Origin of the sequence: Streptomyces sp. NPDC037389, from assembly GCF_040636475.1 — a bacterium.
GTDB lineage: Bacteria > Actinomycetota > Actinomycetes > Streptomycetales > Streptomycetaceae > Streptomyces > Streptomyces hesseae.
The window spans coordinates 383436-408032 of the sequence record NZ_JBEZUS010000008.1 but is presented as its reverse complement, the minus strand read 5'-3'; the positions used below and the strand labels follow the sequence as shown (position 1 = coordinate 408032).

The following is a 24597-nucleotide window of genomic DNA, read 5'->3' as shown; positions in this document are numbered from 1 at the left end:
CACCGCTGCGTGCCGGCGCCACCCGCCTCGGCCACTCCGAGGGCGGGGCCGCGGCGCCCCCCGGGGCGGGCCGGCCGCCGGCCCCCCCCCCCCCCCCGCTACGTGCGGCGCGCCGCCGCGAAGTCCGCCGCCGTCCACGCCATTCCGATGGCCCCGTCGAGGATCGCCCGCTCCGCCTCCGGCGAAACCGCCGCCTCGGCGAACTCCGGCTCGTGCGGGCCGCACGAGCCGCCCGTGATGTCCAGCACCGGATGGATCGACGGGACCACGTGCGAGACGTTGCCCATGTCCGTGCAGGCGAACGCGTCCTTCCGCTGCGGCTCGGGCCGCCCCAGCGCCCGGGCGTTGGCCGTCCACAGGGCGATCAGGCCGGGGTCGGTGCGGAAGTCCAGGTAATCCGGTTCGGGACGGGTCAGCGACACCTCGCAGCCGGTGGCCAACGCCCCGGCGCGGAAGCACGCCTCCACACGCTCGCGCAGCTCTCGCAGGTCCTCGGCGTCCTGGCTGCGGATCTCGTACTCGGCGGTCGCCCGGTCGGGGATCAGATTGGGCGCCGTACCCGCCCCCGTGGTCACCCCGTGCACCTTCCACTGCGGCGGCAAATGCTGGCGCAGCAGCCCCAGCGCGACCTGCGCCACCGTCAGGGCGTCGGCGGCGTTGCGGCCTTCGTGGGCGTCGAGGCTGGGGTGGGCGGCCTTCCCCCGGTACTCGACCGAGAGCGTGCCCAGCGCGAACGAGCGGAACTCGGCCACCTCGAACGGGCAGGGGTGGACCATCATCGCGGCGTCCACCCCCTCGAAGGCCCCCGCCTCCAGCAGCAGCGCCTTGCCCGCGCCGCGCTCCTCGGCCGGGGTGCCCAGCACCCGCACGGTCAGTCCCAGTTCGTCCGCGAAGGGGGCCAGGCCGAGCGCCGCGCCGACGCCCGCCGCCGCGATCAGATTGTGGCCGCAGGCGTGCCCGAGGCCGGGCAGGGCGTCGTACTCGCAGGCGATGGCCACGGTGACCGGGCCGGAGCCGGCGGTCGCCGTGAACGCCGTGTCCAGGCCATGGGCGGGGGCGGTGACGGCGAAGCCGTACTCCCGCAGCGCCTCCGCGCACCACGCGGCCGCCTGGTGCTCGGTGAAGGCCGTCTCGGGGTGCGCGTGAATGCGCCGGCTGAGCGCCAGAAGCCCCTCGCGGCGATCCAGAACGCGCTCGCGTATGGCTGATTTGAGGCCCTCGGCCACGGTCATGTCCGCTCCATCGTCGTCGTCTCCGCGCGGCGTCCGGAACAGCCGGACCCACGCTCACAAGCGATCAGAAAATAGCTTAGGCTTACCTAAGCTGACGCACCGGGGGTTACCGGTGCGACCAGGAACGTTCGCCAGAAACCGGGAGTCCCCACGCGATGCGTCACCACCAGGACGAGAACTCCGCCGAACTGCCGCTCCTCGCCGCGCAGTCAGGAATCCTCTACGCCCAGGCTCTCGACCCCGCGAACCCGGTCCACAACACCGGCGACCGGGTGGAGATCGCCGGACCCCTGGACGAGGAGCTGTTCGAGCGCGCCCTGAAGCGGACCACCGCCGAGGCCGAGACCCTCGCCCTGCTGGCCACCGCCGGTGACGGCACCACCCCCGCCCAGCGCATCGGCGCCCCCGCGCCCGCCCTCCACCGGCTCGACCTGCGCACCGCCGCCGACCCCGAGGCCGAGGCGGCGGCCTGGACCGCCGCCGACCTCGCCCGCCCCGTCGACCTCACCGAGGGCCCCCTCGTCACCCACGCCCTCATCCGCCTCGCCGACGAGCGCTACTGGTGGTACCAGCGCGTCCACCACTTCGCCGTCGACGCCTACGCCCTGACCCTCATCGGGCGCCGCCTCGCCGAGGTCTACACGGCGCTGGCCACCGACGCCGAGCCCGCACCCAACCCGTTCGGCACCATCGGCGAACTCGTCGCCGACGAGGCCGCCTACCTGGCGAGCGAACGCCACGCCACCGACCGCGCCCACTGGCGCGAGCGCCTCGCCGACCGGCCCGAGCCCGTCTCGCTCTCCGACCGCCCCGCCGCCCCCGCCGGGACCGTCCTGCGCCACACCGCCGAACTCCCCGCCGGCTCCCTCGCCCGGCTGACGACCGCCGCCGGCATGGTGAAGGCCACCTGGGCCGAACTGCTCGTCGCCGCCACCGCCGGCTATCTGCACCGCGTCACCGGCGCCGAGGACATCGTGCTCGGCCTGCCGCTGAAGAGCCGCACCAACAAGGCCGCCCTGCGCACGCCCGCCATGATGGTCAACGTCATGCCGCTGCGCGTCACCGTCCGGCCCCAGGACACCGGCGCCGGATTCCTCCGCCGTGTCGTCATGGAGATGCGGGCCGCCAACCGCCACCAGCGCTACCGCCAGGAGGACCTGCGCCGCGCCCTCGGGCTCACCTCGCCGCAGCAGCCGCTGTTCGGGGCGATGGTCAACATCAAGCCCTTCGAGAACGAGGACCTGGACTTCGCCGGCCTGCCCGGCGTCGTGCGCAACCTCGCCGCGGGCCCCGTCGACGACCTGGCCATCGGCGTCACACCGGGCCCCGACGGCATCCTGCGCCTCGGCCTGGACGCCAACCCCGCCCGCCACGACGCCGGCTCCCTCGCCATCCACGGGCACGGACTGCTCCGCTACCTCGACGCCCTCACCGACCTGCTGCTCGACGACGCCCAGCGCCCCGTCGGCACCATCGACCTCCTCGACGCCGAGGAGATCCACCGGGCCACCGCCGGCCGCACCGAGGCCCCCGTGGACCGCACCCTGCCCGAGTTGTTCGCCGCGCAGGCCGCCCGCACCCCCGAGGCCGTCGCCGTCCGCAGCGGCGCCACCGCCCTCACCTTCGCCGAACTCGACGCGGCCGCCGACCGCCTGGCCCACGAGCTGCTGGCCGCGGGCGTCCGCCCCGGCACCGCCGTGGCCCTGGCCCTGCCCCGCAGCGCCGACACCGTCGTCGCCCTGTTCGCCGTCCTCAAGGCGGGCGGCGTCTGCCAGCCCCTCGACCTCGGCCACCCCGCCCAGCGCCTCACCGCCGTCCTCGACGACACCCGCCCCGGCTGCCTCGTCGGCACCACCGACGCCGTACGCGGCCTGCCCGAGCACACCGTGCCCGTCCTCCTCCTCGACGACGAGGCCACCCGCGCCCGGATCGCCGCCCGGCCCGCCACTGCCCCCGTCGCCCCCGCCCTGAGCCAGCCCGCCTACGTCATCCACACCTCGGGCTCCACCGGCCGCCCCAAGGGCGTCCTCGTCACCCACGCCTCCCTCGCCAACCTCCACTCCGGGCACGGCACCGACCACATCGCCCCCGCCCTGGAGCGCACCGGACGGGACCGGCTGCGGATCGCGCACAGCGCCTCCTTCGCCTTCGACGCCTCCTGGGACCCGGTCATCTGGATGGTCCACGGCCACGAGCTGCACCTCCTGGACGACGCCGCCTACCGCGACCCGGCCACCCTCACCGCCTACGTCGACGAACACCGCGTCGACTACCTCGACGCCACCCCCTCCTACGTCGAAGCGCTCGTCGCCGAGGGCCTGCTGGACGAAGGCCGGCACCACCCCGCCCTCGTCGTCGTCGGCGGCGAGACCGTGCCCGAACCCCTGTGGCGCCGCCTGGCCGCCACCGAGGGCCTGAGCCCCATCAACCTCTACGGCCCCACCGAGACCACCGTCGACGCCTACTACTGGCTGGCCGACGGCGACGGCACCCCCGTCGGCCGTCCCGTGCGCGGCTCACGCGCGTACGTCCTCGACAACTCCCTGCGCCCGGCCCCCGTCGGCGTCACCGGCGAGCTGTACCTCGCCGGCGCCTGCCTCGCCGCCGGTTACCTGGGCCGCCCCGACCTCACCGCCGAACGCTTCACCGCCGACCCCTTCGGCGCCCTCCACGGCGAGCCCGGCGCCCGGATGTACCGCACCGGCGACCTCGTGCGCCGCCGCCCCGGCGGCACCCTGGAATTCCTCGGCCGCGCCGACGGCCAGATCAAGATCCGCGGCTTCCGCATCGAACTCGGCGAGATCCAGAACGTCCTGGCCGGCCACCCGGCCGTCGACCGGGCCGCCGTCATCGCCCGCGACACCGCCACCGGCAAGCGCCTCCTCGGCTACGCCGTACCCGCCGAGGGCGCCGCGCCCGACCCCGAGGAGCTCCGCGCCCACCTCGCCGAGCGGCTGCCCGACCACATGGTGCCCGCCGCGATCCTGATCCTGGACGCCCTGCCCCGCACCGCCAACGACAAGCTCGACGTCAAGGCCCTGCCCGACCCCGAACCCACCGGCACCGGGCACCGCGCCCCCCGCACCCCCCAGGAGGAGATCGTCCGCGGTCTCTTCCAGGACGTCCTGGGCCTGCCCGAGGCACCTTCCCCCGACGCCGACTTCTTCGCCCTCGGCGGCCACTCGCTGCTCGCCGGCCGGATCGCCGCCCGCGTCCGCGACGCCCTCGGCGACGACGCCATCGGCCTCGCCGACGTCTTCCGCAACCGCACCCCCGCCGCCCTCGCCGCCCTCGTCCGCGACCGGGACACCGACCTCGACCGGCCCGTGCTCGTGCCCGTACCGCGCACCGACCGGATGCCGCTCTCCCCGGCCCAGAAGCGGCTGTGGTTCATGTACCGCCTCGAAGGCCCCAGCCCCACCTACAACATCCCGCTGCTGCTCACCCTCACCGGCCCCGTCGACCAGGACGCGCTGCGCCTCGCCCTCGCCGACCTCGCCGAGCGCCACGAGACGCTGCGCACGGTCTACCCGGCTCTCGACAACGAGCCCCACCAGCTGATCCTCACCCCCGAACAGGCCCGCCCCGAGCTGCGCGTCGCCCCGCTCGACGCCGACCTCACCGAGGCCGTGCGCCACTCCTTCGACCTGGCCACGGAACTCCCGCTGCGCGTCACGCTCTTCCCGGACGGCGGCGACCGGCACACCCTCCTGCTCCTGCTCCACCACATCGCCGGCGACGGCGCCTCCACCACGCCCCTCGCCCGCGACCTCGCCGCCGCCTACACCGCCCGCGCCGCCGGCCGGGCACCCGGCGCGGCCCCCCTGACCGTCCAGTACACCGACCACACGGCCTGGCAGGAGCGCCTCCTCGGCACCGCCGACGCGCCCACCCCGGCCGCCGTCCGCATGCTCGACCACTGGAAGGCGGCCCTCGCCGGCCTGCCCGACCAGCTCGAACTCCCCACCGACAGACCGCGCCCCGCCATCGCCTCCACCGCGGGCGACACCGTCCCCTTCGAGCTCGGCCCCGACGCCCACGCCGCCCTCGCGGCGCTCACCCGCGCGAGTGGCACGAGCGTCTTCATGGCCGTCCAGGCAGCCCTCGCCACCCTCCTCACCCGTTACGGCTGCGGCACCGACATCCCGCTGGGCACCCCCGTCGCGGGGCGTGACGACGACACCACCGCCGACCTCGTCGGCTTCTTCGTCAACACCCTCGTCCTGCGGACCGACACTTCCGGCGACCCCACCTTCCGCACCCTCCTGGAGCGCGTCCGCACCACGACCCTGGCCGCGTACGAGCACGCCGACGTGCCCTTCGACCGGCTCGTCGAGGAGCTCAACCCGCCCCGCTCGCTGGCCCGGCACCCCCTCTTCCAGGTGATGCTCGCCTGGCAGTCGATGCCCGACGCCGCGTTCGCCATGGGACCGGACCTCGCCGCGCGGATGACCGCCATGCCCACCGGCACCGCGAAGTTCGACCTCACCCTCAACGCCGGCGAGCGACCCGGCGGCGGCATATCCGGCTTCCTGGAGTTCCGCACCGACCTCTTCGACACCACCACCGCCGAACGCCTCTCCGCCCACCTCACCCGGCTGCTCACCGTCGTCGCGACCGACCCCGACACCCCCGTCGGCCGGCTCCCGCTCCTCGACGAGGCGGAGCTGCGCCGCTCCCTCGTCGAGTGGAACGCCGCCCCGGACGCGCCCACCGCCCCCGCGCGTCGGACCCTCGTCGAGCTGTACGAGGACGCCGCCCGCCGCCACCCCGGCCGCACCGCCGTCACCTGCGACGACGCGTCCCTCACCTACGCCGAACTGTCCGCCCGCGCCAACCGCCTGGCCCGGCTGCTCGCCGGGCGCGGCATCGGCCCCGGCGCCATCGTCGCCCTCGCCCTGCCGCGCTCGCTCGAACTCGTCACCGGCCTGCTGGCCGTCGCCAAGTGCGGCGCCGCCTACCTCCCCATGGACCCGGACTACCCGGCCGACCGGCTCGCCTACATGCTCGCCGACGCCGCCCCGGCCGCCGTCGTCACCGACACCGCGACCGCCACCCGGATCCCGGCGCACGACCTGCCGGTCGTCCTCGTCGACGGCACCGACGCCGACGCGTACGCGCCCACCGACCTCACCGACGCCGACCGCACCCGGGCCCAGCGCCCCGGCGACGTCGCCTACGTCATCTACACCTCGGGTTCCACCGGCCGCCCCAAGGGCGTTCCCGTCACCCACCACAACGTCACCCGGCTGTTCTCCGCCACCGACCACTGGTTCGGCTTCGACGAGAACGACGTGTGGACCCTCTTCCACTCCTACGCCTTCGACTTCTCGGTGTGGGAGATGTGGGGCGCGCTGCTGCACGGCGGCCGGCTCGTCGTCGTCCCCCACCTCGTCAGCCGCGACCCGGCCGCCTTCCTCGGCCTGCTGGACGACGAGGGCGTGACCGTCCTCAACCAGACGCCGTCCGCCTTCTACCAGCTCATGGCCGCCGACAAGGAGAACCCGGGCCGCGAACTCGCCCTGCGCTACGTCGTCTTCGGCGGCGAGGCCCTGGAGCTGGGTCGCCTCGACGACTGGTACCAGCGCCATGCCGATGACGCGCCGACGCTGGTCAACATGTACGGCATCACCGAGACCACGGTTCATGTCTCGTACATCGCCCTCGACCGGGCGGGCGCCGCCGCCGGCACCTCCAGCACCATCGGCGTCAACATCCCCGACCTGCGCGTCTACGTCCTCGACCGGTACCTCCAGCCCGTGCCGCCCGGCGTCACCGGCGAGATGTACGTCGCGGGCGAGGGCCTGGCCCGTGGCTACCTCGGCCGGCACGCCCTCACGGCGGAACGATTCGTCGCCGACCCCTTCGCCCATCTCTTCGGCGAGTCCGGCAGCCGGATGTACCGCTCCGGCGACCTCGCCCGCCGCCGCCCCGACGGCACCCTCGAGTACTTCGGGCGCGCCGACCACCAGGTGAAGATCCGCGGCTTCCGCATCGAGCTCGGCGAGATCGAGGCCGTCCTCGCCGACCACCCCGACGTCGCCGACGCGGCCGTCGTCGTCCGCGAGGACACCCCCGGCGACAAGCGCCTCGTCGCCTACGCCGTCCCCGCCGGCGACACCACCCCGGCCCTGCTGCGCGAGCACACCCGGGGCGAACTCCCCGGCCACATGGTCCCCTCGGCCGTCGTCCTGCTGGACCGGCTGCCGCTCACCGCCAACGGCAAGCTCGACCGCAAGGCCCTCCCCGCCCCCGACCTCGCCGCCGCCGTCACCGAGGGACGCGCCCCGCGCGGCCCCCGCGAGGAACAGCTCTGCGCGATCTTCGCCGACGTCCTGGGCCTGCCCCGGGTCGGCGTGGACGACAACTTCTTCGACCTGGGCGGCCATTCACTGCTCGCCGTGCGCCTCGCCGGACGGGTCAAGGAGGCCCTCGGCACGGACACCGGCATCGGCACCGTCTTCCAGGCCCCCACCCCGGCCGCGCTGGCCGCCGCCCTGGACGCCGAGGCCACCGACGCCCTGGACGTCCTGCTGCCCCTGCGCCCCGCGAAGGACGGGGACAAGGCGCCGCTCTATTGCGTCCACCCCGCCGGCGGACTGAGCTGGTGCTACGCCGGACTCATCCGCCACCTGCCCGCCGACGTGCCGATCTACGGCCTCCAGGCCCAGGGCGTCGGCCCGGCCACGGCCGCCCTGCCGCTGCCCGCCACCCTGGAGGAGCTCGCCGCCCACTACGTCGACCGGCTCCGCGAGGTCCGGCCCGACGGCCCGTACCGCCTGATGGGCTGGTCCACCGGCGGCATCATCGCCCAGGCCATGGCCACCCGGCTCCAGGACCTCGGCGCGGAGGTCGAGCTCCTCGCCATCCTCGACGCCTACCCCGCCGAGGGCTTCCGCGAGCTGCCCGTGCCCGACCAGGCCGAGGCCCTGGAGGCGCTGCTGACCATGGGCGGCCACGGCCCGGACAGCCTGGAGGGCAAGCCGCTGGAACTGGAGAACGTCATCGAGGTGCTGCGCCGCGAGGGCTCCCCGCTGGCCGGCCTCGACGACACCACCTTCGACGCCCTCAACCGCACCTACCTCAACACCAACCACCTGGTGCGCGCCTTCGACCACCGCGTCTTCAAGGGCGACGTGCTCTTCTTCCGGGCCACCGTCGACACCATCGACGACACCCTCACCCCCGACACCTGGACCCCCTATGCGACCGGGCGGATCGACAACACGAACGTCGCCTGCTCGCACAAGGACATGACCCTGCCCGAACCGATCGCGCACATCGCGAGCGTCATCGCCGACCGACTGCGGAAACTGGAGAACTGACCCCATGAGCGACGCACCCGCCAACCCCTTCGACGGCGACGGGGAGTTTCTCGTCCTCGTCAACGCCGAGGGGCAGCACAGCCTCTGGCCGGGCTTCGCCGCAGTGCCCGAGGGCTGGACGACCGTCCACGGGCCCTGCGCCCGGCAGTCGGCCACCGACTGGATCACCGAGCACTGGACCGACCTGACCCCGGTCTCCGCCCGGTGAGGGGGCTCCCTCCGCGCATCGCCGTCGTGGTCGTCTACACGGCGGCGATGTGCATGAACGGGCTCGACTCCACCATCGTCAACCCGGCGCTGCTCACCATCGCCCGGGACTTCGGCGAACCGGTGTCGGCCGCCAACACCGTCGAGGTGGCCTTCCTCGTCGCGCTCGCCGTCGCCCTGCCCGTCGCGGGCTGGCTCGGCGACCGCCTCGGCACCAAGAGGGTCTTCCTCGGCGCGCTGGCCGTCTTCACGGCGGCCTCCGCCGTCTGCGGCCTGGCCCAGGACCTCCCGACCCTGGTCCTGGCGCGCGTGGTCCAGGGCATCGCGGGCGGGCTGCTGACGCCCGTCGGCATGACCCTGCTCTTCCGGGCCTTCCCGCCGCACGAGCGGATGAAGCTGTCCAAGGTGCTCATCGTGCCGACCGCGCTGATGCCGGCGCTCGGCCCGCCGCTGGGCGGCTTCCTGACCGAGCACCTGTCCTGGCACTGGCTGTTCTTCGTGAACGTGCCGATCGGCGCGGCCGCCGTGATCGTCGGCGTGCTGGGACTGTCGGAGCACACGGAGGGCACCGAGGGCTTCGACCTGACGGGCTTCCTGCTGGCGACCCCCGCGCTGGGCCTGCTCACCTACGCGCTGGGCTTCGGCCCCACGCACGGCTGGACCACGCCCCCCGTCCTGGTCTCCGGCGTGCTCGGGCTCGTGCTGCTGGCAGCGGGGTGCGTCCATCTGCTGAGGGCGCGCACGCCCCTGCTGGAACTGCGGCTGCTCGCCGACAAGGTGTTCGCGTCCGCCACGGTCCTCGCACTGGTCACCTCGGCCGGGCTGATGGGCGTGCTCTTCGCGTTCCCGCTGCTCTACCAGGCGGCGCTGGGCGCCTCGGCCCTGGACGCCGGGCTGAGCGTCTTCCCGGAGGCGCTCGGGCTGATGCTGGCCTCCCAGGTGGCCGACCGGCTGATGCCCCGGCTCGGGCCCCGGTGGCTCGCCGTGCCCGCCCTGGTGCTGGCGACGGCGGTCTTCGGCGCGCTGGCCGTGCCGGGCGTGGCCGAGAACACGTGGGCCGTGCGGGCGCTGATGTTCTGCGTGGGCCTGGTGCTCGGGACGGCCGTGCTCACCGTGCAGATCGCCGGGTTCGCGGACGTACCGCCCCCGGCCATGGGCCAGGCCATGGGCCTGTTCACCATCGTGCGCACGCTCGGCGGCGCGCTCGGCATCGCGGCCGTCGCCGCGGTGATCTCCGCCTGGGGCGGCTCCGGTACGCACGACACGGACCCGGCCCCGTACCGGGCCGCGATCGCGGTCACCGCGGGCCTCGTCGCCCTCGGCACGCTGTGCGCGTTCCGGATGCCCAGGGAGGCGCCGGCGCCGCCGTCCTTCGACGACGAGCCGCAGGCGGCGGCTGCCTGACCCCGACACCGAGGAAAGCCCCCACACGCCAAGCGTGTGGGGGCTTTCTCGCGCTTCCTTCACCGTCCCAGCAGTCCCACGAGCCCGTCGGCGAGACCGCCGCGCCAGCAGGCGTAGTCGTGGCCGCCGTTGAACTCGCGGTAGGCCACGTCGTAGCCGCGTGCTTCGAGCACGTTGCGCAGGTGGCGGTTCTGCGGCAGGAGCATCCACTCCTGGAGGCCCACCTCCAGATGGAAGCGGACGGGCAGCTTCTCGTGCGTCGCGAACTGCCGGGTCAGCCACTCGCTGCCGCCGTCGAACTCGGTCCCGTCCGGCCACCAGAAGGAGCCCGACTGGGACAGCGCGTTCCCGAACCGCTCCGGCCTGTGGAATGCGGCGAACGCTGCCGTAAGGCCGCCCGCGCTCTGCCCCGCCACGACCGTACGGGCCGGGTCGCCCGTCAACCCGTACTCCCGCGCCGCCCAAGGCAGCAGCACGTCCGCCAGCCAGTCGACGAACTCCTCGCTACAGCTGAGATCGGCCATCCGCCGGTCGCGGCCCATGGTCTCCACCATCAGGGTCACGGTCGGCGGGATCCGGCCCTCGTGGTGGAGGTTGTCGAGCGTCGCCCCGAAGTCCAGCACCGGGCCCCACATCTCGCCGTCCAGCAGCACGGCGACGGAGTACGGGCCGTCGTCCGCCGTGTGCCCGGCGGGGAGGTGCACGCCGACGCGCCGCCCGTCGGTCTCGGCGTCGATTCGCTTGCCGCGCGGTATGGACTCCCGTGCGGCCGCCCAGTCCTGGGCCGGCGCGTCGGGGAGCGCCAGCACGGAGGACGGGTTGCGGCCGTCGCGGGCCGCGAGCGGGACCCCCGCGGCGAGCGGATCGGGCAGCGCCTCGTCCAGCACGCGCAGCCAGCTGCGGCGGTCGGTGCGCAGGGCGTCCTCGCGGGTGCCGCGGTGCACGGAGAACTGGTACGAGGCCCGGTGATCGGCCCGCAGCCGGTGGCTGATCGCCCACACGTCGGTGCCGGGCACCTTCGCCATGAGATGGGGGGCCAGGTCGTGGGCGTGGCGGTCCTTGTCCGTGACGGTGTGGAGCAGGGCGAGGACGTGGGAGGCGGGGCTGGTGGGGTCGTCGCGCCAGAGGAAGGTGACGAGGCGCCAGGCGTCGTGGCCTTCGGGGTCGGGTTCGACGAGGGGGGTGCCGTGCGTTGCGGCTTGCGCCCAGAAGGCGTCGACGGCGCCGGGTTCGTCGGCCAGCTCGCGCAGGGTGGGGCTCTGGAGTTCCATGTGACTCTTCCTTTCACCGTTTTCTGGGGCTCCGCCCCAGACCCCGCGCCTCAAACGCCGGCGGGGCTGGATTTACCGCCTGGACGGGCTGAATTCAGCCCGTCCGGCGTTTGAGGACCAGGGGTCCGGGGGCGGAGCCCCCGGAGTCCTACACCCGCGCCGCGGCCGACCGCCCCAGGAGCACCCACAACAGGAACGGTCCGCCAAGAACCGTCGTGACGATGCCGACGGGAATCTCGACCCCGTCGAAGAGCACGCGCCCCACCGTGTCGGCGACAACGATGAGCACGGCCCCCGTGAGCATCGACCCCACCACCGGCACCCGCAGCGGCCCCGCCAGCCGCCCAGCGATCACCGGCGAGGCGAGGGCCACAAAGCCGACCGGCCCGCAGATGCCCACCGCCAGCCCCGCCAGGGCCACCGCGAGCAGCAGGCAGAACATCCGCACCCGGGCCGGGGCGACGCCCAGGGACGACGCCGTGGAGTCGTCGAAGCGCAGCACGTTGAGCTGCCGGGCGACGACGAGGGCGAGCGGTACGAGGACGGCCAGGCCGATGAGGACGGGGGTGGCCACCGAGTAGCCGCGCCCGTTGAGGCTGCCGGAGGTCCAGACGTACAGCGAGCTCGCCGAGTTCAGCGAGCGGCGGGTGAGGACGACCTGGGTGACGGCGGAGGCGAGGGCGGACATGGCCAGGCCCACGACCAGGACGCGGTAGCCGCGCTGCCCGAGTCCGCCGGAGACGGTGGTGACGACGAGGACGGCCACCAGCGCTCCGAGGGGGCCGGCCCACCAGGCGCCGAAGGTGCCGGTGAGGGTCGTGGAGATGAGGACGGCCGCCGTCGCGCCGTCGTTGACGCCCAGGAGTTCGGGGGTGGCGAGGCGGTTGCGGGCGAGGGTCTGGGTGAGGCAGCCGGCCAGGCCCAGGGCGGCTCCGGCGGTGAGCCCGGCGACGATCCGGCCGAGCCGGAACTTCTGGACCAGGAGCACGTCGAAGCGGTCGCCCGAGCCGAGGACGGCATTGAACGTCCGGGTCAGGCCCATCTCGCTCTGGCCCGCGTACGCGGACAGGACGACGGCGGCGACGAGGAACGCCGCCAGGGCGAGCGCCGCGAGCGCGGCCCGGCGCGGCAGCAGCATGGACAGTGCGCCGCTCCGCAGGACGAGGCTTTCCCTCCGCTCCTCCTTCCGCTGTCGCAGGGCGAATCGCCGCTTGGGCGGCGCGGCCTCCTCCGTGGCGGGGTCGGTCATGCCCATCGTCCCCATGCGCCGGGAACGGACGATGCCGATGAGGACGGGGGCGCCGATGAGGGCGACGATGACGGACACGGGTGCCTCGAAGGGCCGGGAGACCACCCGGGCCAGGACGTCGGCGCCGGTGAGGACGCCCGCGCCGATGAGCCCGGCGAAGGCGATCTGGGCGGTGAGCCGGGGACCGGCGAGCGTGCGGGCGAGGAAGCCGGCCAGCAGGCCGAGGAAGGAGATGGGGCCGACGAGCGCCACGGCGGAGGCGGTGAGCAGGGTGACGGCGACCGCGACGACCACCCGGATGGTGGAGGGCCGGTGGCCCAGTCCCTTGGCGAGGTCGTCGCCGAGTGCCAGCGCGGACAGCGGGCGGGCGACGAGCAGGGCGATCACGAAGCCGACGGCGAGGACCGGCAGCAGTCCGGTGAGCTTGCCGAAGCCCTCGACCCCCGCGAGCGAGCCGAGGACCCAGAAGCGGAAACGGTCGTAGGTCTCGGCCGAGTTGACGACGATGACGCTGGTGAGCCCGCCGAAGGTGGCGCCCAGCGCGGAGCCGGCCAGGACCAGTCGCATCGGTGAACCGCCGCCGCGCCGCCCCGCGATGAGCAGGACCAGTGCGCTGGCGACGATGGCGCCGCCGAACGCCCACAGCAGATGGCCGAGGCCGCTCTGCACCCCGAGGAAGGCGATGCCGGCCACGACGCCGAGCGAGGCACCGGCGTTCACGCCGAGCAGGCCCGTCTCGGCGAGGGGGTTGCGGGTGACGGCCTGGAGCAGGCTGCCGGAGGTGCCGAGGGCGGCGCCCACGAGGAGCGCGGTGAGGGTGCGGGGGATCCGCAGATCGCCCACGACCAGGGACAGCCGCGAGTTGTCGCGCGCGCCGTGCCGGCCGAGGAGGTAGTCCAGGACGGCGCCCGGGCCGACCTCGCCCGCGCCGACGGACAGGGAGAGGGCGGCGAGCACGAGGACGGCGAACAACAGTCCGGCGGCTATGACCGGCAGCTTCCGACGGCCGTGGGACGGTCTGGGAACTGCCTGGTCAGCGGCGGGTTTCGCCTCGGTGTCCACGTGCGACAAAGTCATAAGGTAAGGCTAGCCTAATGCCCTCCGGTGCCCGGAAGCTCCGGGGTCGTACCGCTCGGACACCGGCATGCGATCGACGTGCGACCGGCATGCGAAGGGGTATGTACCGCCATAAAGTGGTCATGCTTTGCCGTCAGCCCCCTCCGAGGAGAGACGCATGCCCAGTCGTACGCTCAAGGACAAGGTCGTCGTCATCGGGGGAGCGTCGAAGAACCTCGGCGGTCTCATCGCCAGGGAGGTCGGCAAGGACGGAGCCAAGGTCGTCGTCCACTACAACAGCCCGTCCTCCAAGGAAGGGGCCCAGCAGACCGCCGACGCGGTCAGGGCCGCGGGCGGCGACGCGGTCGTGCACGAGGCCGACCTGTCCCAGGTCTCCGAGGTCGAGGGGCTGTTCGAGGTGGCCGTCGGCGCCTTCGACAGGGTCGACTGCGTGGTGAACACCGCCGGCATGGTCCTCAAGAAGCCGCTGACCGAGGTCACCGAGGCCGAGTACGACAAGATGTTCGCGGTGAACTCCAAGGCGGCGTTCTTCATGATGCAGGAGGCCGCGAAACGGGTCGAGGACGGCGGGAAGATCGTCACCATCGTGACCTCGCTGCTCGCCGCCTACACCGGCCTCTACTCCGTCTACGCGGGCAGCAAGGCCCCCGTCGAGCACTTCACCCGCGCCCTGTCCAAGGAACTGTTCGGCCGGAACGTCTCGGTCAACAACATCGCCCCCGGGCCCATGGACACCGGGTTCTTCTACCCCGCCGAGACCGACGACTCCATCGCGTACCACAAGTCCTCCGCGATGAACGGCGAGCTGACGAAGATCGAGGACATCGTGCCGTATGTGAAGTTCCTGCTCACCGACGGCTGGTGGCTCAACGGGCAGACCCTCTTCATCAACGGCGGCTACACCACCCGCTGACCCGCTGACCCATCCCGGAACGGCTACGGCCGTGACGGCTACGACCGCACCGGCCCGCTCCGGGCGAGCGGCCCCGGGCCCGTGGCGGCCGCCTCCGCCCCCTCCAGCGCGAACAGCCGTATCACCGGCGGGACGACATAGGACGGCTCCGCCGCCCGGCGCCCGTCGAGGGCCTCCAGCAGATGGCCGTCCAGCAGGTCGCCGAGGATCCGGTGGGTCCGCGCGGTCCCGCACCCGAGCAGCGCCGCCGCGCCCCGCAGGCCGAACCCCTGCGCCCGGGTCGTCGCCAGCCGGCGCAGGGCCCACCGCGTCTGCTCGTCCAGCACGCCGAACGCCGCCGCCACGGCGGCGCGCACCGTGAGGTCGCCCGAGCTCAGCTCCCGCAGCCGGGTGCGCGGATCGTGGAGGACCTCGTCGACGAGCGTCCGCATCGTCCAGTGCGGCCGCGCCAGCAGCCGGCAGCCCACCACGCGCAGGGCGAGCGGGATCCGGCCGCACAACTCGGCCACCAGCGCCGCCTCCGCGCGCTCGCGGCGCACCCGCTCCTCGCCGGCCATCCGCGCCAGGAAGGCCAGCGACTCCTCCGGGCCGAACGCCCCGACGTCGACGCGCCCCGCGCCCGGCAGTGCGGAGAGCCGGCGGCGGCACGTCGCGAGCACCGCCGACCCACCCACCCCCGGGCAGGCGCAGCGCACCTGCCCCTCCGAGACCGCGTCGTCGAGGACGATCAGCACCCGCCTGCGGGCCAGCACGGCGCGCAGCCGCGCGCCCGCCTCCTCTGCCGGGCCCGCCCCGGCCGCCGGGTCGCCCAGGGAGCGCAGGAGGTGGCGGACCACGTCGTCCGGGCCGAGGGCCGGGTGCCCGGCGGGGGACAGCTGGACGAAGAGCTGGCCGTCCGGGAACCGGGAGCGGAGCCGGTGCGCGGCGCGCACCGCCAGCGCCGTCTTGCCCGCCCCCGGATGCCCCGCGATCAGCGTCAGCCGCTGCCCGCACCGGACCCCCTCGGGCGCCAGCGCTCCCTCGGTCTCCAGCAGTTCGCGCTGACGGCCCGTGAAATCGGCGATGTCCGGCGGAAGTTCGCATACCGACGCGCAGGGGAGGCGTATGCCCAGGGTCCGTCCGCCGTCCACCGGCATGGCGTGCGCCGCCGTGTCGTCTCCGGGTCGCTCCTCCGGCGCGCCGTCGTGCTCCGGCGCGAGCCGCGCGGCCCTCGCCGCCTCGACGAGCCTCCGCACGGCCTCGTCCCCCTGGGCCAGTGCCCCCGCCAGGAGCTCCACGGACTTCCGCTGGGGGCGGCCCGTCCTGCCGCGCTCCAGATCGCCGATGGCGCGCACGCTCAGCGTGGAGGCCCCGGCCAGCTCCTGCTGGGTCATGCCCGCCGAGAGCCGGTAGCGGCGCAGCAGCGGGCCGAACGCGAGCCCCTGGGCACCGTCCGTCAACGTCATTCCCCCTCGGGCCCTTTCCCCGCCGGCGCACGGCCGGCCGCGACCGGCCTGTGGGCCTCCTCGTCACCGGCCCACCCCAGCGTAGGACGCTTGACTCAGCGGTCAAGATGCCCCCTTCGCTCGCCGACGTCCGCTATGGCCGGGCCGTCGGCGTACGACCCCCACCCGTCCCGCGCGGTCCGGCGGCGGTCCACCGGCAGTCGCCCGGCAGTCCGCCGGAGAAGCCCGGGGAAGGCATTGCGGGCGGTGCCGCCGCTGCCGCACGATGCCGCAGTCAGGGTCCGGTGGGCCCGAACCTCCCCCGGAAGGTGGTCGATGGCTGCGCACCGGCCCGTCGTCGAGCCCGGGCCCCGCTATGTGAAGGGCCACTGCGGCGGCGACGGCTTCCTGCTCCTCCTCGACCCCGGCAACCAGGTCGCGCTGTCCGAGGGCGCGGTCCGGGGGCTGTGCCATCCGCGCACGGGGCTCGGCGGGGACGGTCTGCTGCGCCTGACGGCCGCGGGGCCCGGCAAAGGGTCCGGCCGTACGCGCGGCGAGTGGTTCGTGGACTGCCGGGACGCCGACGGCTCGCATTCCATGGCCTGCGGCCCAGGCGCCGGGTTCGCCGCCCGCTATCTGACGGTGGCCGGGCTCGCCGGGCCCGGGGCGCTGTGGGTCGGCACCCGGCTGGGGGACCAGCGCGTCACCGTCGACGCCAAGGGCCGTACGACCGTGGAGATGCCCACCCCGCGCGTCCTCGGCACGGCGGGCGTGACGGCGGACGGGGAGTCCTTCCCCGGCATGCTCGTGTCGCTGGGCGCCCTCCACCTGGTCTGCGTCATCGACCACCCCGTGTCCTACCTGGACTTCACCAAGGAGCCGCAGCCGGACACCGCGGCATTCCCGAAGACCGTCGGCGTGCTCGTGCCGGCCGCCGACATGGTCTTCGTCAACGTGCTGCCGCGCGGCAGCCTGCGTGTGCGCGCCTACCGGCCCGGGGCCGGGGAGGTCCGCCCGGGCGGCGCCGCCGCGTGCGCGGCGGCCGCGGCCGTCCAGCACGCCGCGGGCCGCCGGGAGACCACGGTCGTCGAGAACGTCATGGGAGCGCTGACGGTGGCGCTCGACGCGTCGTCCGCCACGCTCCTCACCGGCCCGGCGGGCGTCGTGGCGGAGGGCGTCCTGGACGCCCGGTGGCTGGCGGCGTTGTGAGCCCCGGGACATCGATTGCGTCTGACGCAATGCTAGGTTGACAAGCTTGCACTGGAGTCACGGGCCGGTCCGGGGTGAGGATCGAGGCATGAACTCCCCTCAGCGAAACACCGCTTCCGGCATCTCCTTCGCCTTCCGTGACCAGCTGGCCGTCGTCAGCCAGACCGGACCCACCGTCACCTTCTTCGACGCCGTCACCCATGAGCGGCTGGATGTCGTCGAGGTGCCGGCCGAACCGCACGAGCTGTGCTTCGACCCGGACCACCGGGTGCTGTACTGCGCGACCTCCTACACCGGCGGCTACTACGGCATGCACGAGAGCCGGGCCCGGCAGGTCACCGTCATCGACGTCGACACCCACGCCGTCGTCGACGTCCTCGACACCACCCCGGACCACGCGCCCCACGGTCTGGCCCTCGACCGGGCGCGCGGGCTGCTCTACGTCAGCGTCGAGGCCAACGGCACCGAACCGGGCGGTGTCGTCGTCTACGACACGGCGACCCGGGAGCGGCGCGGCAGGATCCCGGTCATGGCCGGCGGCCCCCACTGGGTCGAGATCACCCCGGACGGCCGCCGGGGCTACACGACCAACAAGGAGGCGCCCTTCGTCTCCGTGCTCGACCTGGAGCGCGGCGAGTTCGCCGGGCGGATCGAGGTGCCCGGCAGCGAGGGCCTGGCCGTCTCGCCCGACGGCGCGTACGTCTATGTGGCCGCCCCCAAGGGCGACTTCAAGGCCGAGCCCGCCGCCCGACCGGGCGTCCGCGTGATCGAGACCGCCACGGGCGCGATCGTACGGACCCTGCCCACCGAAGGGGTCGTCTTCCCGGTGCACACGACGGCCACCGGAGCCGTGCTCGCCGGCGAGCTGCGGATGGCCCCGGGTGAGGGAGGCGCGCTCGGCGCGCAGGCCAACGGTGTGCTGACCGTCTTCGCGCCGGGGTCGCTGGAGGTCGTGGGGCAGGTGGAGACCGGGGTGTTCCCGCTGACCGTCACCTCTTCGCCGGACGGCAGGACGGGCTATGTCTCCGGTGTCCTGTCCAGCACGGTGACCGTGGTCGACCTGACGTCCCCGAAGGTGCTCACGACCCTTGAGGTGGGCCGTGCGGGCGAGGCCGGGGCCCATGGCCTGGCCTATATCACCGCCGCCCGGGGCTGACGCCCGGGCTCGGCGCGGCCGCCCGGGCCACCACCCGGGCGGCCCAACCGTCCCGGTCGCCGCGGTTGCGGGAGTGCCCGTCCGGCCCGAGGGTTGGTGTCAAGATCATCGAACCGGTGTCGATGCCGGGGTAGATGACGGGTCGTGCGTGCCGGCGGACCGTCATCCGTGAGGAGTCAGCATGTCCGGATACGGTCAGGTGTTCCGGCGTGGTCGTGGGCGCCACCGGCGGCGCCGGCGGGCTCCGCTGAAGACGGCCGCCGCGGTCTCCGCGCTGGTGACGTGCTCGGCCTTCGCGGTGCACGCCGTGGACGACGACCAGGAGGACTGCGTACCGCTGCCGGCGGGCGCCAAGAGCGGCCGCCGCGACCTGCCGGCCTGGTGCCACGGCCACCACGCGGCGGGCGCCCCGGCGGGCAAGGGCGGCCCCGGCGACACCGGTGACGGCGTGGCCCGCGACGGCGACAGCGGCCACCGGGACCGGCCCGCCGCCCCGCCCGCCCCCGAGGGCGTCTACGACCGCGAGCGCTGCGGCAACACCTCCGGGCGGATCCTGCTGACGCTGGACGACTGGCCCTACAACGACCCGGAGCGGTCGGTGCGCATCGGCGCCCAGCTGAAGGCGCAGGGCATCCGCGCGGCATTCTTCCTGATCGGCAAGTTCGCCGCGCAGTACCCGCAGATCACCCAGCAACTGCGGCAGCAGGGCCACTGGGTGGGCAACCACTCCTACACCCACCGCCATCTGCCCAGCCTGGACGACGACGAGCTGCACGACGAGATCCACAACGGCGTGGGCGGCAATCTGCTGCGGCCGCCGTACGGCGACGCGGGCGAGCGCGAGCGGGAGATGGCGGCCGAGCTCGGCTTCCGGATCTGCAACTGGACCATCGACACCCACGACTGGGAGAAGACCCAGGGGCACGCGCGGAGCGTGGACGACATCCGCGCGAGCATCCGCGACGCCACACCGGACGAGAAGCGCAACGGCGTCATCCTCGGCCACCTGTTCAGCAACTTCCCCGACGCCCTGCCCGACATCGTGAGCGATCTCCAGGCCCAGGGCTATCGGATCTGCCGCAACAACGGCCCGGTCACCGAGAAGGTCTCCTACCCCCTGGACTGCTGACGGGCGCCCGGGCTCAGTAGCGCACCGGCAGTGCGGCCAGACCGCGCAGGGCCAGGCTCGGCCGCCAGAGCAGCGTCTCCGGGCGCTCGGTGTCGAAGGCCAGGCGGGGGTGGCGCTCCAGGAGGCTCCGGAGGGCGACGGACGCCTCCAGCCGGGCGAGCGGGGCGCCCAGGCAGTGGTGGAGACCGTGGCCGAAGGCCATGTGGCCGCGCGCGTCACGGTGGATGTCGAAGCGGTCGGGGTCGGGGAAGCGGCTAGCGTCCCGGCCGGCCGAGGAGAGGATCACGATGACGGGCTCCCGGGCGGGGAGGGTGATGCCGCCGATCTCCACGGGCTCGGTGGTGAAGCGGTAGGAGGCCCGCTCCACGGGCGACCGGTGACGCAGCGTCTCCTCGATCGCACCCTCCAGCAGCGACCAGTCGGCCCGCAGCTCGGCGAGCTGCCCCGGATGGTTCAGCAGGCTGTAGACGGCGCTCGATATGAGGTTGACGGTGGTCTCGTGTCCCGCGACCAGCAGGACGAAGGCCATGCCCAGCAGTTCGGCGGGGGAGAGGCGGTCGCCGTCGTCGGCGGCCGCCGCCAAGGCGCTGAGCAGGTCGTCCTCGGGGGACCGGCGCTTGCGTCCGATGAGGCCGTGGAGGTACTCCGTCATGGCCTGCGCCGCGGCGGCCGCGGCCGCCATGTCCGTGAGCATGACCATCTCGTTGGACCAGGCGCGGAAGTCCGCGCGGTCGGCCACCGGGACGCCGAGCAGTTCGCAGATGACGGTCAGGGGCAGCGGCAGCGCGAAGGACTCGACGAGGTCGGCGCGGCCGGTGGCGGGCAGGGCGTCGAGCAGCCCGTCGGTGATCTCCTGGATCCGGGGCCGCAGGGCCTCGATGCGGTGGGCGGTGAACTCCCTGGCGACCAGTTTGCGCAGCCGGGTGTGGTCCGGCGGGTCGGTCTGGAGCATGTTCGTCCCGATCGGGACACCGCCGTCGCCCGTCCAGTCGGGGGAGTTGCGCAGATCGTTGCTCATCCGCGGATCGGCCAGGGCGGCCCGGGCCTCGTCGTACCCGACGATCAGCCAGGACTCCTTGCCGTCGGGGGTGCGCATCCGGTGGACCGGGCCCAGCTCGCGCAGCCGCGCGTAGAGGGCGTTGCGGTCGGCGGAGAGGTCCGCGCCGGGGTCGGAGTAATCCATGAGAACGGGTGTGGACATGGCTGGTCCCTTCTGCGTCCGGAGACGACCGGAAAGCAAGTGGGGTGTGTTCCCCGTTTACGGTCGCCGACTGTAGCAGTAACTGGGGAGTGCTCCCCGGGTAGGGGGAGGGGCGCCTTGCCGGGCGCCCCTCCCGCGCACGGTTCAGTGCCGGGCCCGCCGCGCGGTGCCGTCCGGGTCCCGGGAGCCGGGCACCGCCGGGCCGTCCCCGGCGAACTGCCCGCGCTGGAGCTCGTACAGATCACGGAAGACCCCCGCCGAGGACGGGCTCATCAGCTCCTCGAAGGTGCCGCTCTCCCGCAGCCGGCCGCGCTCCAGGACGTGGATGACGTCGGCGTGCCGGACCGAGGCCAGCCGGTGGGTGATCAGCAGCACCGTCTGCCCGCCGTCCGCGAGCCGCCGGATCTGCTCGAAGACCTGGATCTCCGCCCGGGCGTCCAGGGCCGAGGTGGGCTCGTCGACGATGAGGATCCGCCCCTCCCGGTAGCGGGCCCGGGCGATCCCCAGCCGCTGCCACTGCCCGCCGGAGAGCTGGTGCCCGCCCTCGTAGCCCCGCGCGAGCAGGGTGTCCCAGCCGCGCGGCAACTGCGCGACCACGTCGTCGGCACCCGCGTACCGGGCCGCCGTATCCAGCTGCTCCTGGGACACGGGGTGGTCGGTGCGCCCGATCGCGACGTTCATCCGGCAGGTGAACGGCCACCGGTGGAAGTCCTGGCTGACCATCGCGAAGCGCGCGAACACCCCGGCCCGGTCGAGGCCCGCCATGTCCTGGCCGTCCCAGAGGATCCGCCCCGAGTCCGGGCGGTAGAGCCCGGCCAGCAGCTTCACCAGGGTGCTCTTGCCCGATCCGTTCTCCCCGACCAGCGCCACGATCTTTCCCTGGGGGATCGTGAGGCTGACGTCCTCCAGCGCGGGCCGCCGCGGGGCGGTGCCCGGATAGCCGAACGAGACGTTTTCGAAGCGGATCTCCTTGGGGTTGTCCGGCACGGGCTCCCCGCCCTCCGGGATGGCCCGCTCGGCCGCCTCCCGGCACAGCCGCTCCAGGTCCTGCACATAACAGGCCTCCTCGTAGAGGCTGTTGACCTGGAGGATCAAGGAGGCCAGGCTCGCCGACCCGCTGCGCGTGGCCAGCACGGCGGTGCCCGCGACGGACAGCTGCATCACCCCGGTCATCAGCAGCCCGCCCAGCGCGGCATAGGTGACGAGGACGGCCGCCCCCGTCAGCGCCGAGGCGATCAGCCGGACGCGCGCGGCGTCACGTGCGAGCCGGGTCTGCTCGGCCTCCGAACTCTCCGACATATTGCGGAAGTGCCGCAGGAGGAACGGGCCGACGTCGTGCACCCGCACCTCCGGCGCGGGCTCCGTCTGGATCAGCAGCCCGCTCAGCAGCCGCCCCGCCCGTGCGTGCTGCACCCAGTGGTGGAACGAGGCGTAGCGGGCCCGGGCGATGCGCAGCGAGGCCCACGCGCGGGGCACGGTCGTCAGGGCCAGCAGCGGCAGGAGCACCGGGTGCAGTACGGTCAGCACCCCCGCGGCCGCGACGAACGCGACCAGCGCCCCGACGACCCCCGAGCAGTACCTGATCATGCGGCGGGCCGACGACGCCCCGTACTGCGCCGAGTCCAGCAGGCGGTGGAACTCCTCGTCCTCGATCGCCGCCAGCTCGACGTGGATCACCCGCTCCAGGTACATCTCCGTGGCGACGCGCTCGACCTTGGGTTCCAGCCGGCCCGTACCCGAGGTGGACGCCGCCGTCGCCAGCGCGCCCACCACGCCCGTGACCGCGACGACCAGCAGGGCGGGCAGGGCGGCGGTCAGCCGCTGCCCGGTCGGGCCGGCGGCCAGCACGGCGGCCAGGACGTGGTTGACCGCGATCAGGCCGACGGCCTGGCCGGCCCCCTGGCCGAGCTCCGCCACCGCCACCGTGCGCAGCGCGCCGGGGTCCGCCCGCCACGCCAGCCGGACCGCGGCGGCGACGAGGCGCGGCAGCCGCAGCGCCATCGCCCACAGGGACATCTCCAGTTGGGCGTTCTCGTGCTTGTTCCAGCCCTGGTCGTGCCGGAGCGGTCCGCCGAACAGCAACCGCTCGGACGGCGAGGCCTCTTGGGGACGGGGCTGGCGGGGCGGGCTATGACGCACAGAGCCTCCTCGTTGACGCAGGATCGGACGAGTGCTCGGAAAACGACGCCCGGGAGAGGGGCGTCACGGCCCCCCAAGGGCGCTTTCTCGTCCGGAAGTTCGAGGATGCGTCAATCCGCGGTAGGGATGCGGCGGTCCCGCCGGTGATTCACTCCGCCGTGGCGGGTCACCCGATCCGGGGGTTGCGCCGCCACGGCCGGACCGGCAGCGCCGGCCGTTCCAGGGCGCGGCCCAGCACCGGCAGTGCCAGTGCCAGCCAGCCCGTGGCCAGCAGCCAGCCGCCCACGAGGTCGGAGGCCCAGTGGACGCCCAGCACGACCCGGGTGAGCGCGACGCCCACCGCCCACAGCAGCGCGCAGCCCGCCGCCGCCCGGCCGGGCCCGCCCGGATACCGGCGCAGCAGCGCCCAGGCGAGCAGCCCGCCCGCCAGCGCGCTGGTCGTGGCGTGGCCCGAGGGGAAGGACGCGGCGTGGGCCGCGCTCAGCCAGCCGTCGGCCGGCGGCCGGGGCCGGTCCACGGCGACGCGCAGCCCGATCCGTACCAACTGGCCCGCGCCCAGCACCGCCTCCGCCGCCACGACACCCAGCGCCCGCGCGGACGTGACGCCCAGCGCCCGCGCGGACGCGAGCCAGCCCGCCGCGGCGGCCAGCAGGTACGGGACCGCGCCCGTACCCGTCGTGGTCAGGGCCTTCGCCGCCGGGCCCAGGCCCGCGCGATGCTCCAGGACCGCGTCCCGCACCGCCGTGTCCACCGCGAACGGCGCGCTGCCCACGGCCACCACCAGGGCCGTCAGGACGGCCAGCGCGGCCAGGGCCAGGGCTGCGACCACCGGCGCCGCCGGACGGCGGCTCACGCGGCCGTCACCAGCAGCGGCCGCAGCCGGCCCTTGCGGGCCCGCGCCACCCAGGGCGCCCCCCGGGTCGCCAGGACGGTCAGGGGCGCCGCGAGCGCCACCCCCGTCAGCGCGCCGGCGGCCACGTCGTGCGGGTAGTGGGCGCCGATCCACACCTGCGAGGCGCCCATGGCCGCCGCCGCCAGCGCCGCGACCGCCCCGAGCCGGCGCTCGACCAGCCACAGCGCGGCGGCCGTCGCGAAGGCGATCACCGCGTGGCCGCTGGGAAAGGACCAGTCCCCCGGGGCCGGGCACGACTCCAGGGTGAAACTCCGCGGTATCGAACGGCAGGGCCGGTCCTCCCGCACCGCAACCCTCACGACCATGTCCACTCCGTACACCATCGCCACCACCAGGGGAGTGGCCAGCGCCCGGGCCATCATCGGGGAGTCCGAGCGCCGGGCGAGCCACCAGGCGGTCAGCATCAGCGCGGCGAACAGCGCCAGCCCGAAGGCCGACCACGTGGAGACCGTATCGTTCAGCAGCCACGGCGCGTGCCGCGCGTCCCGGGTGATCTCCGTGTAGAGACCGCCGTCGATGCCGGAACCGTCGAAGCCGGGGGCGCCGGGCAGGAGCGCCGGGGATATTGCGGTCACGAGTGCGGACCCTCCCATGATCGAGGGCCGGCCGGGCGGCCGGCCCCGCGTGCGGTGCCGTATTCCTCGATTCCCGGATCACACCGGGCAGTTCGCTTCTCCGTACATCCGGACATACAAGAATCCCCCCGCCCCGGGGCCCGTACACCCGGAGCGGAGGGAATTCCGTGGAA

15 protein-coding genes are annotated in these 24597 nt (G+C 74.1%); 7 read left to right on the top strand and 8 right to left on the bottom strand.

Annotated features, from left to right (window positions below):
• Window positions 1–98 precede the first annotated feature (98 nt).
• On the bottom strand, window positions 99–1232 hold the full coding sequence (locus tag AB0E98_RS20565) for a M20 family metallopeptidase (protein ID WP_361704489.1): 1134 nt from the start codon (window positions 1230–1232) through the stop codon (window positions 99–101).
• A gap of 155 nt (window positions 1233–1387) precedes the next feature.
• Here AB0E98_RS20565 and AB0E98_RS20560 point away from each other — a divergent pair, with 155 nt between their 5' ends.
• From AB0E98_RS20560 to AB0E98_RS20550, 3 genes are read left to right on the top strand one after another with little or no spacing between them, the layout of a single operon-like run.
• On the top strand, window positions 1388–8557 hold the full coding sequence (locus tag AB0E98_RS20560) for an amino acid adenylation domain-containing protein (RefSeq protein WP_361704486.1): 7170 nt from the start codon (window positions 1388–1390) through the stop codon (window positions 8555–8557).
• A 4-nt stretch (window positions 8558–8561) separates the two neighbouring features.
• The gene (locus AB0E98_RS20555) at window positions 8562–8765 is read left to right on the top strand and encodes an MbtH family protein (protein WP_126917200.1); all 204 of its coding nucleotides are present in this window, start codon (window positions 8562–8564) and stop codon (window positions 8763–8765) included.
• A complete protein-coding gene (locus AB0E98_RS20550; protein WP_361704483.1) occupies window positions 8762–10168 on the top strand; it encodes a DHA2 family efflux MFS transporter permease subunit in 1407 nt (468 codons plus the stop codon). Before AB0E98_RS20555 ends, AB0E98_RS20550 begins: the two co-directional genes overlap by 4 nt.
• Window positions 10169–10227: 59 nt before the next feature.
• Here the strand turns inward: AB0E98_RS20550 and fes are convergent, their stop codons facing one another.
• Together fes and fhuB are read right to left on the bottom strand one after the other, a co-directional pair.
• Window positions 10228–11439 (bottom strand): enterochelin esterase, encoded by a 1212-nt coding sequence (fes, locus tag AB0E98_RS20545; protein ID WP_361704481.1) that lies wholly within the window; start codon window positions 11437–11439, stop codon window positions 10228–10230.
• Window positions 11440–11587: 148 nt separating this feature from the next.
• Entirely contained in the window at window positions 11588–13765 is a 2178-nt protein-coding gene (gene fhuB / locus AB0E98_RS20540; RefSeq protein WP_361704478.1) for a Fe(3+)-hydroxamate ABC transporter permease FhuB, read from the bottom strand.
• A 157-nt stretch (window positions 13766–13922) separates the two neighbouring features.
• On the opposite strand from fhuB, the gene AB0E98_RS20535 reads away from it, so the two are divergent.
• Complete coding sequence (locus AB0E98_RS20535; protein WP_361704475.1) at window positions 13923–14678, top strand: SDR family oxidoreductase; 756 nt, start codon at window positions 13923–13925, stop codon at window positions 14676–14678.
• Between the two features lie 38 nt (window positions 14679–14716).
• Here AB0E98_RS20535 and AB0E98_RS20530 read toward each other — a convergent pair whose 3' ends face one another.
• Window positions 14717–16123 carry an NB-ARC domain-containing protein gene (locus AB0E98_RS20530; RefSeq protein WP_361704472.1) on the bottom strand — a complete coding sequence of 469 codons (1407 nt, stop codon included), beginning with the start codon at window positions 16121–16123 and terminating at the stop codon, window positions 14717–14719.
• A 315-nt stretch (window positions 16124–16438) separates the two neighbouring features.
• Here AB0E98_RS20530 and AB0E98_RS20525 point away from each other — a divergent pair, with 315 nt between their 5' ends.
• From AB0E98_RS20525 to AB0E98_RS20515, 3 genes are all read left to right on the top strand, one after another.
• Window positions 16439–17311, top strand: a complete 873-nt coding sequence (locus AB0E98_RS20525; RefSeq protein ID WP_361704470.1) for a hypothetical protein — start codon at window positions 16439–16441, stop codon at window positions 17309–17311.
• Between the two features lie 88 nt (window positions 17312–17399).
• Window positions 17400–18467 (top strand): YncE family protein, encoded by a 1068-nt coding sequence (locus AB0E98_RS20520; RefSeq protein WP_361704468.1) that lies wholly within the window; start codon window positions 17400–17402, stop codon window positions 18465–18467.
• A gap of 181 nt (window positions 18468–18648) precedes the next feature.
• Window positions 18649–19596, top strand: a complete 948-nt coding sequence (locus AB0E98_RS20515) for a polysaccharide deacetylase family protein (RefSeq protein ID WP_361704465.1) — start codon at window positions 18649–18651, stop codon at window positions 19594–19596.
• Between the two features lie 13 nt (window positions 19597–19609).
• Here the strand turns inward: AB0E98_RS20515 and AB0E98_RS20510 are convergent, their stop codons facing one another.
• The 4 genes from AB0E98_RS20510 to AB0E98_RS20495 form a co-directional block, all read right to left on the bottom strand.
• Window positions 19610–20797 carry a cytochrome P450 gene (locus AB0E98_RS20510; protein WP_361704462.1) on the bottom strand — a complete coding sequence of 396 codons (1188 nt, stop codon included), beginning with the start codon at window positions 20795–20797 and terminating at the stop codon, window positions 19610–19612.
• 144 nt (window positions 20798–20941) lie between these two features.
• Window positions 20942–22936 carry an ABC transporter ATP-binding protein gene (locus AB0E98_RS20505; protein ID WP_361704459.1) on the bottom strand — a complete coding sequence of 665 codons (1995 nt, stop codon included), beginning with the start codon at window positions 22934–22936 and terminating at the stop codon, window positions 20942–20944.
• Between the two features lie 166 nt (window positions 22937–23102).
• Window positions 23103–23789: a phosphatase PAP2 family protein gene (locus AB0E98_RS20500; RefSeq protein ID WP_361704457.1), complete on the bottom strand. Its 687-nt coding sequence runs from the start codon at window positions 23787–23789 to the stop codon at window positions 23103–23105.
• Window positions 23786–24424, bottom strand: a complete 639-nt coding sequence (locus AB0E98_RS20495; RefSeq protein ID WP_361704450.1) for a phosphatase PAP2 family protein — start codon at window positions 24422–24424, stop codon at window positions 23786–23788. Before AB0E98_RS20495 ends, AB0E98_RS20500 begins: the two co-directional genes overlap by 4 nt.
• Between the last annotated feature and the right edge of the window lie 173 nt (window positions 24425–24597).

What these genes read in the sequence shown, in the direction of transcription:
- AB0E98_RS20565 (WP_361704489.1), bottom strand. Translation starts at nt 1,232, where the DNA reads ATGACCGTGGCCGAGGGCCTCAAATCAGCCATACGCGAGCGCGTTCTG.
- AB0E98_RS20560 (WP_361704486.1), top strand. Translation starts at nt 1,388, where the DNA reads ATGCGTCACCACCAGGACGAGAACTCCGCCGAACTGCCGCTCCTCGCC.
- AB0E98_RS20555 (WP_126917200.1), top strand. Translation starts at nt 8,562, where the DNA reads ATGAGCGACGCACCCGCCAACCCCTTCGACGGCGACGGGGAGTTTCTC.
- fes (WP_361704481.1), bottom strand. Translation starts at nt 11,439, where the DNA reads ATGGAACTCCAGAGCCCCACCCTGCGCGAGCTGGCCGACGAACCCGGC.
- fhuB (WP_361704478.1), bottom strand. Translation starts at nt 13,765, where the DNA reads ATGACTTTGTCGCACGTGGACACCGAGGCGAAACCCGCCGCTGACCAG.
- AB0E98_RS20535 (WP_361704475.1), top strand. Translation starts at nt 13,923, where the DNA reads ATGCCCAGTCGTACGCTCAAGGACAAGGTCGTCGTCATCGGGGGAGCG.
- AB0E98_RS20530 (WP_361704472.1), bottom strand. Translation starts at nt 16,123, where the DNA reads ATGACGTTGACGGACGGTGCCCAGGGGCTCGCGTTCGGCCCGCTGCTG.
- AB0E98_RS20525 (WP_361704470.1), top strand. Translation starts at nt 16,439, where the DNA reads ATGGCTGCGCACCGGCCCGTCGTCGAGCCCGGGCCCCGCTATGTGAAG.
- AB0E98_RS20520 (WP_361704468.1), top strand. Translation starts at nt 17,400, where the DNA reads ATGAACTCCCCTCAGCGAAACACCGCTTCCGGCATCTCCTTCGCCTTC.
- AB0E98_RS20515 (WP_361704465.1), top strand. Translation starts at nt 18,649, where the DNA reads ATGTCCGGATACGGTCAGGTGTTCCGGCGTGGTCGTGGGCGCCACCGG.
- AB0E98_RS20510 (WP_361704462.1), bottom strand. Translation starts at nt 20,797, where the DNA reads ATGTCCACACCCGTTCTCATGGATTACTCCGACCCCGGCGCGGACCTC.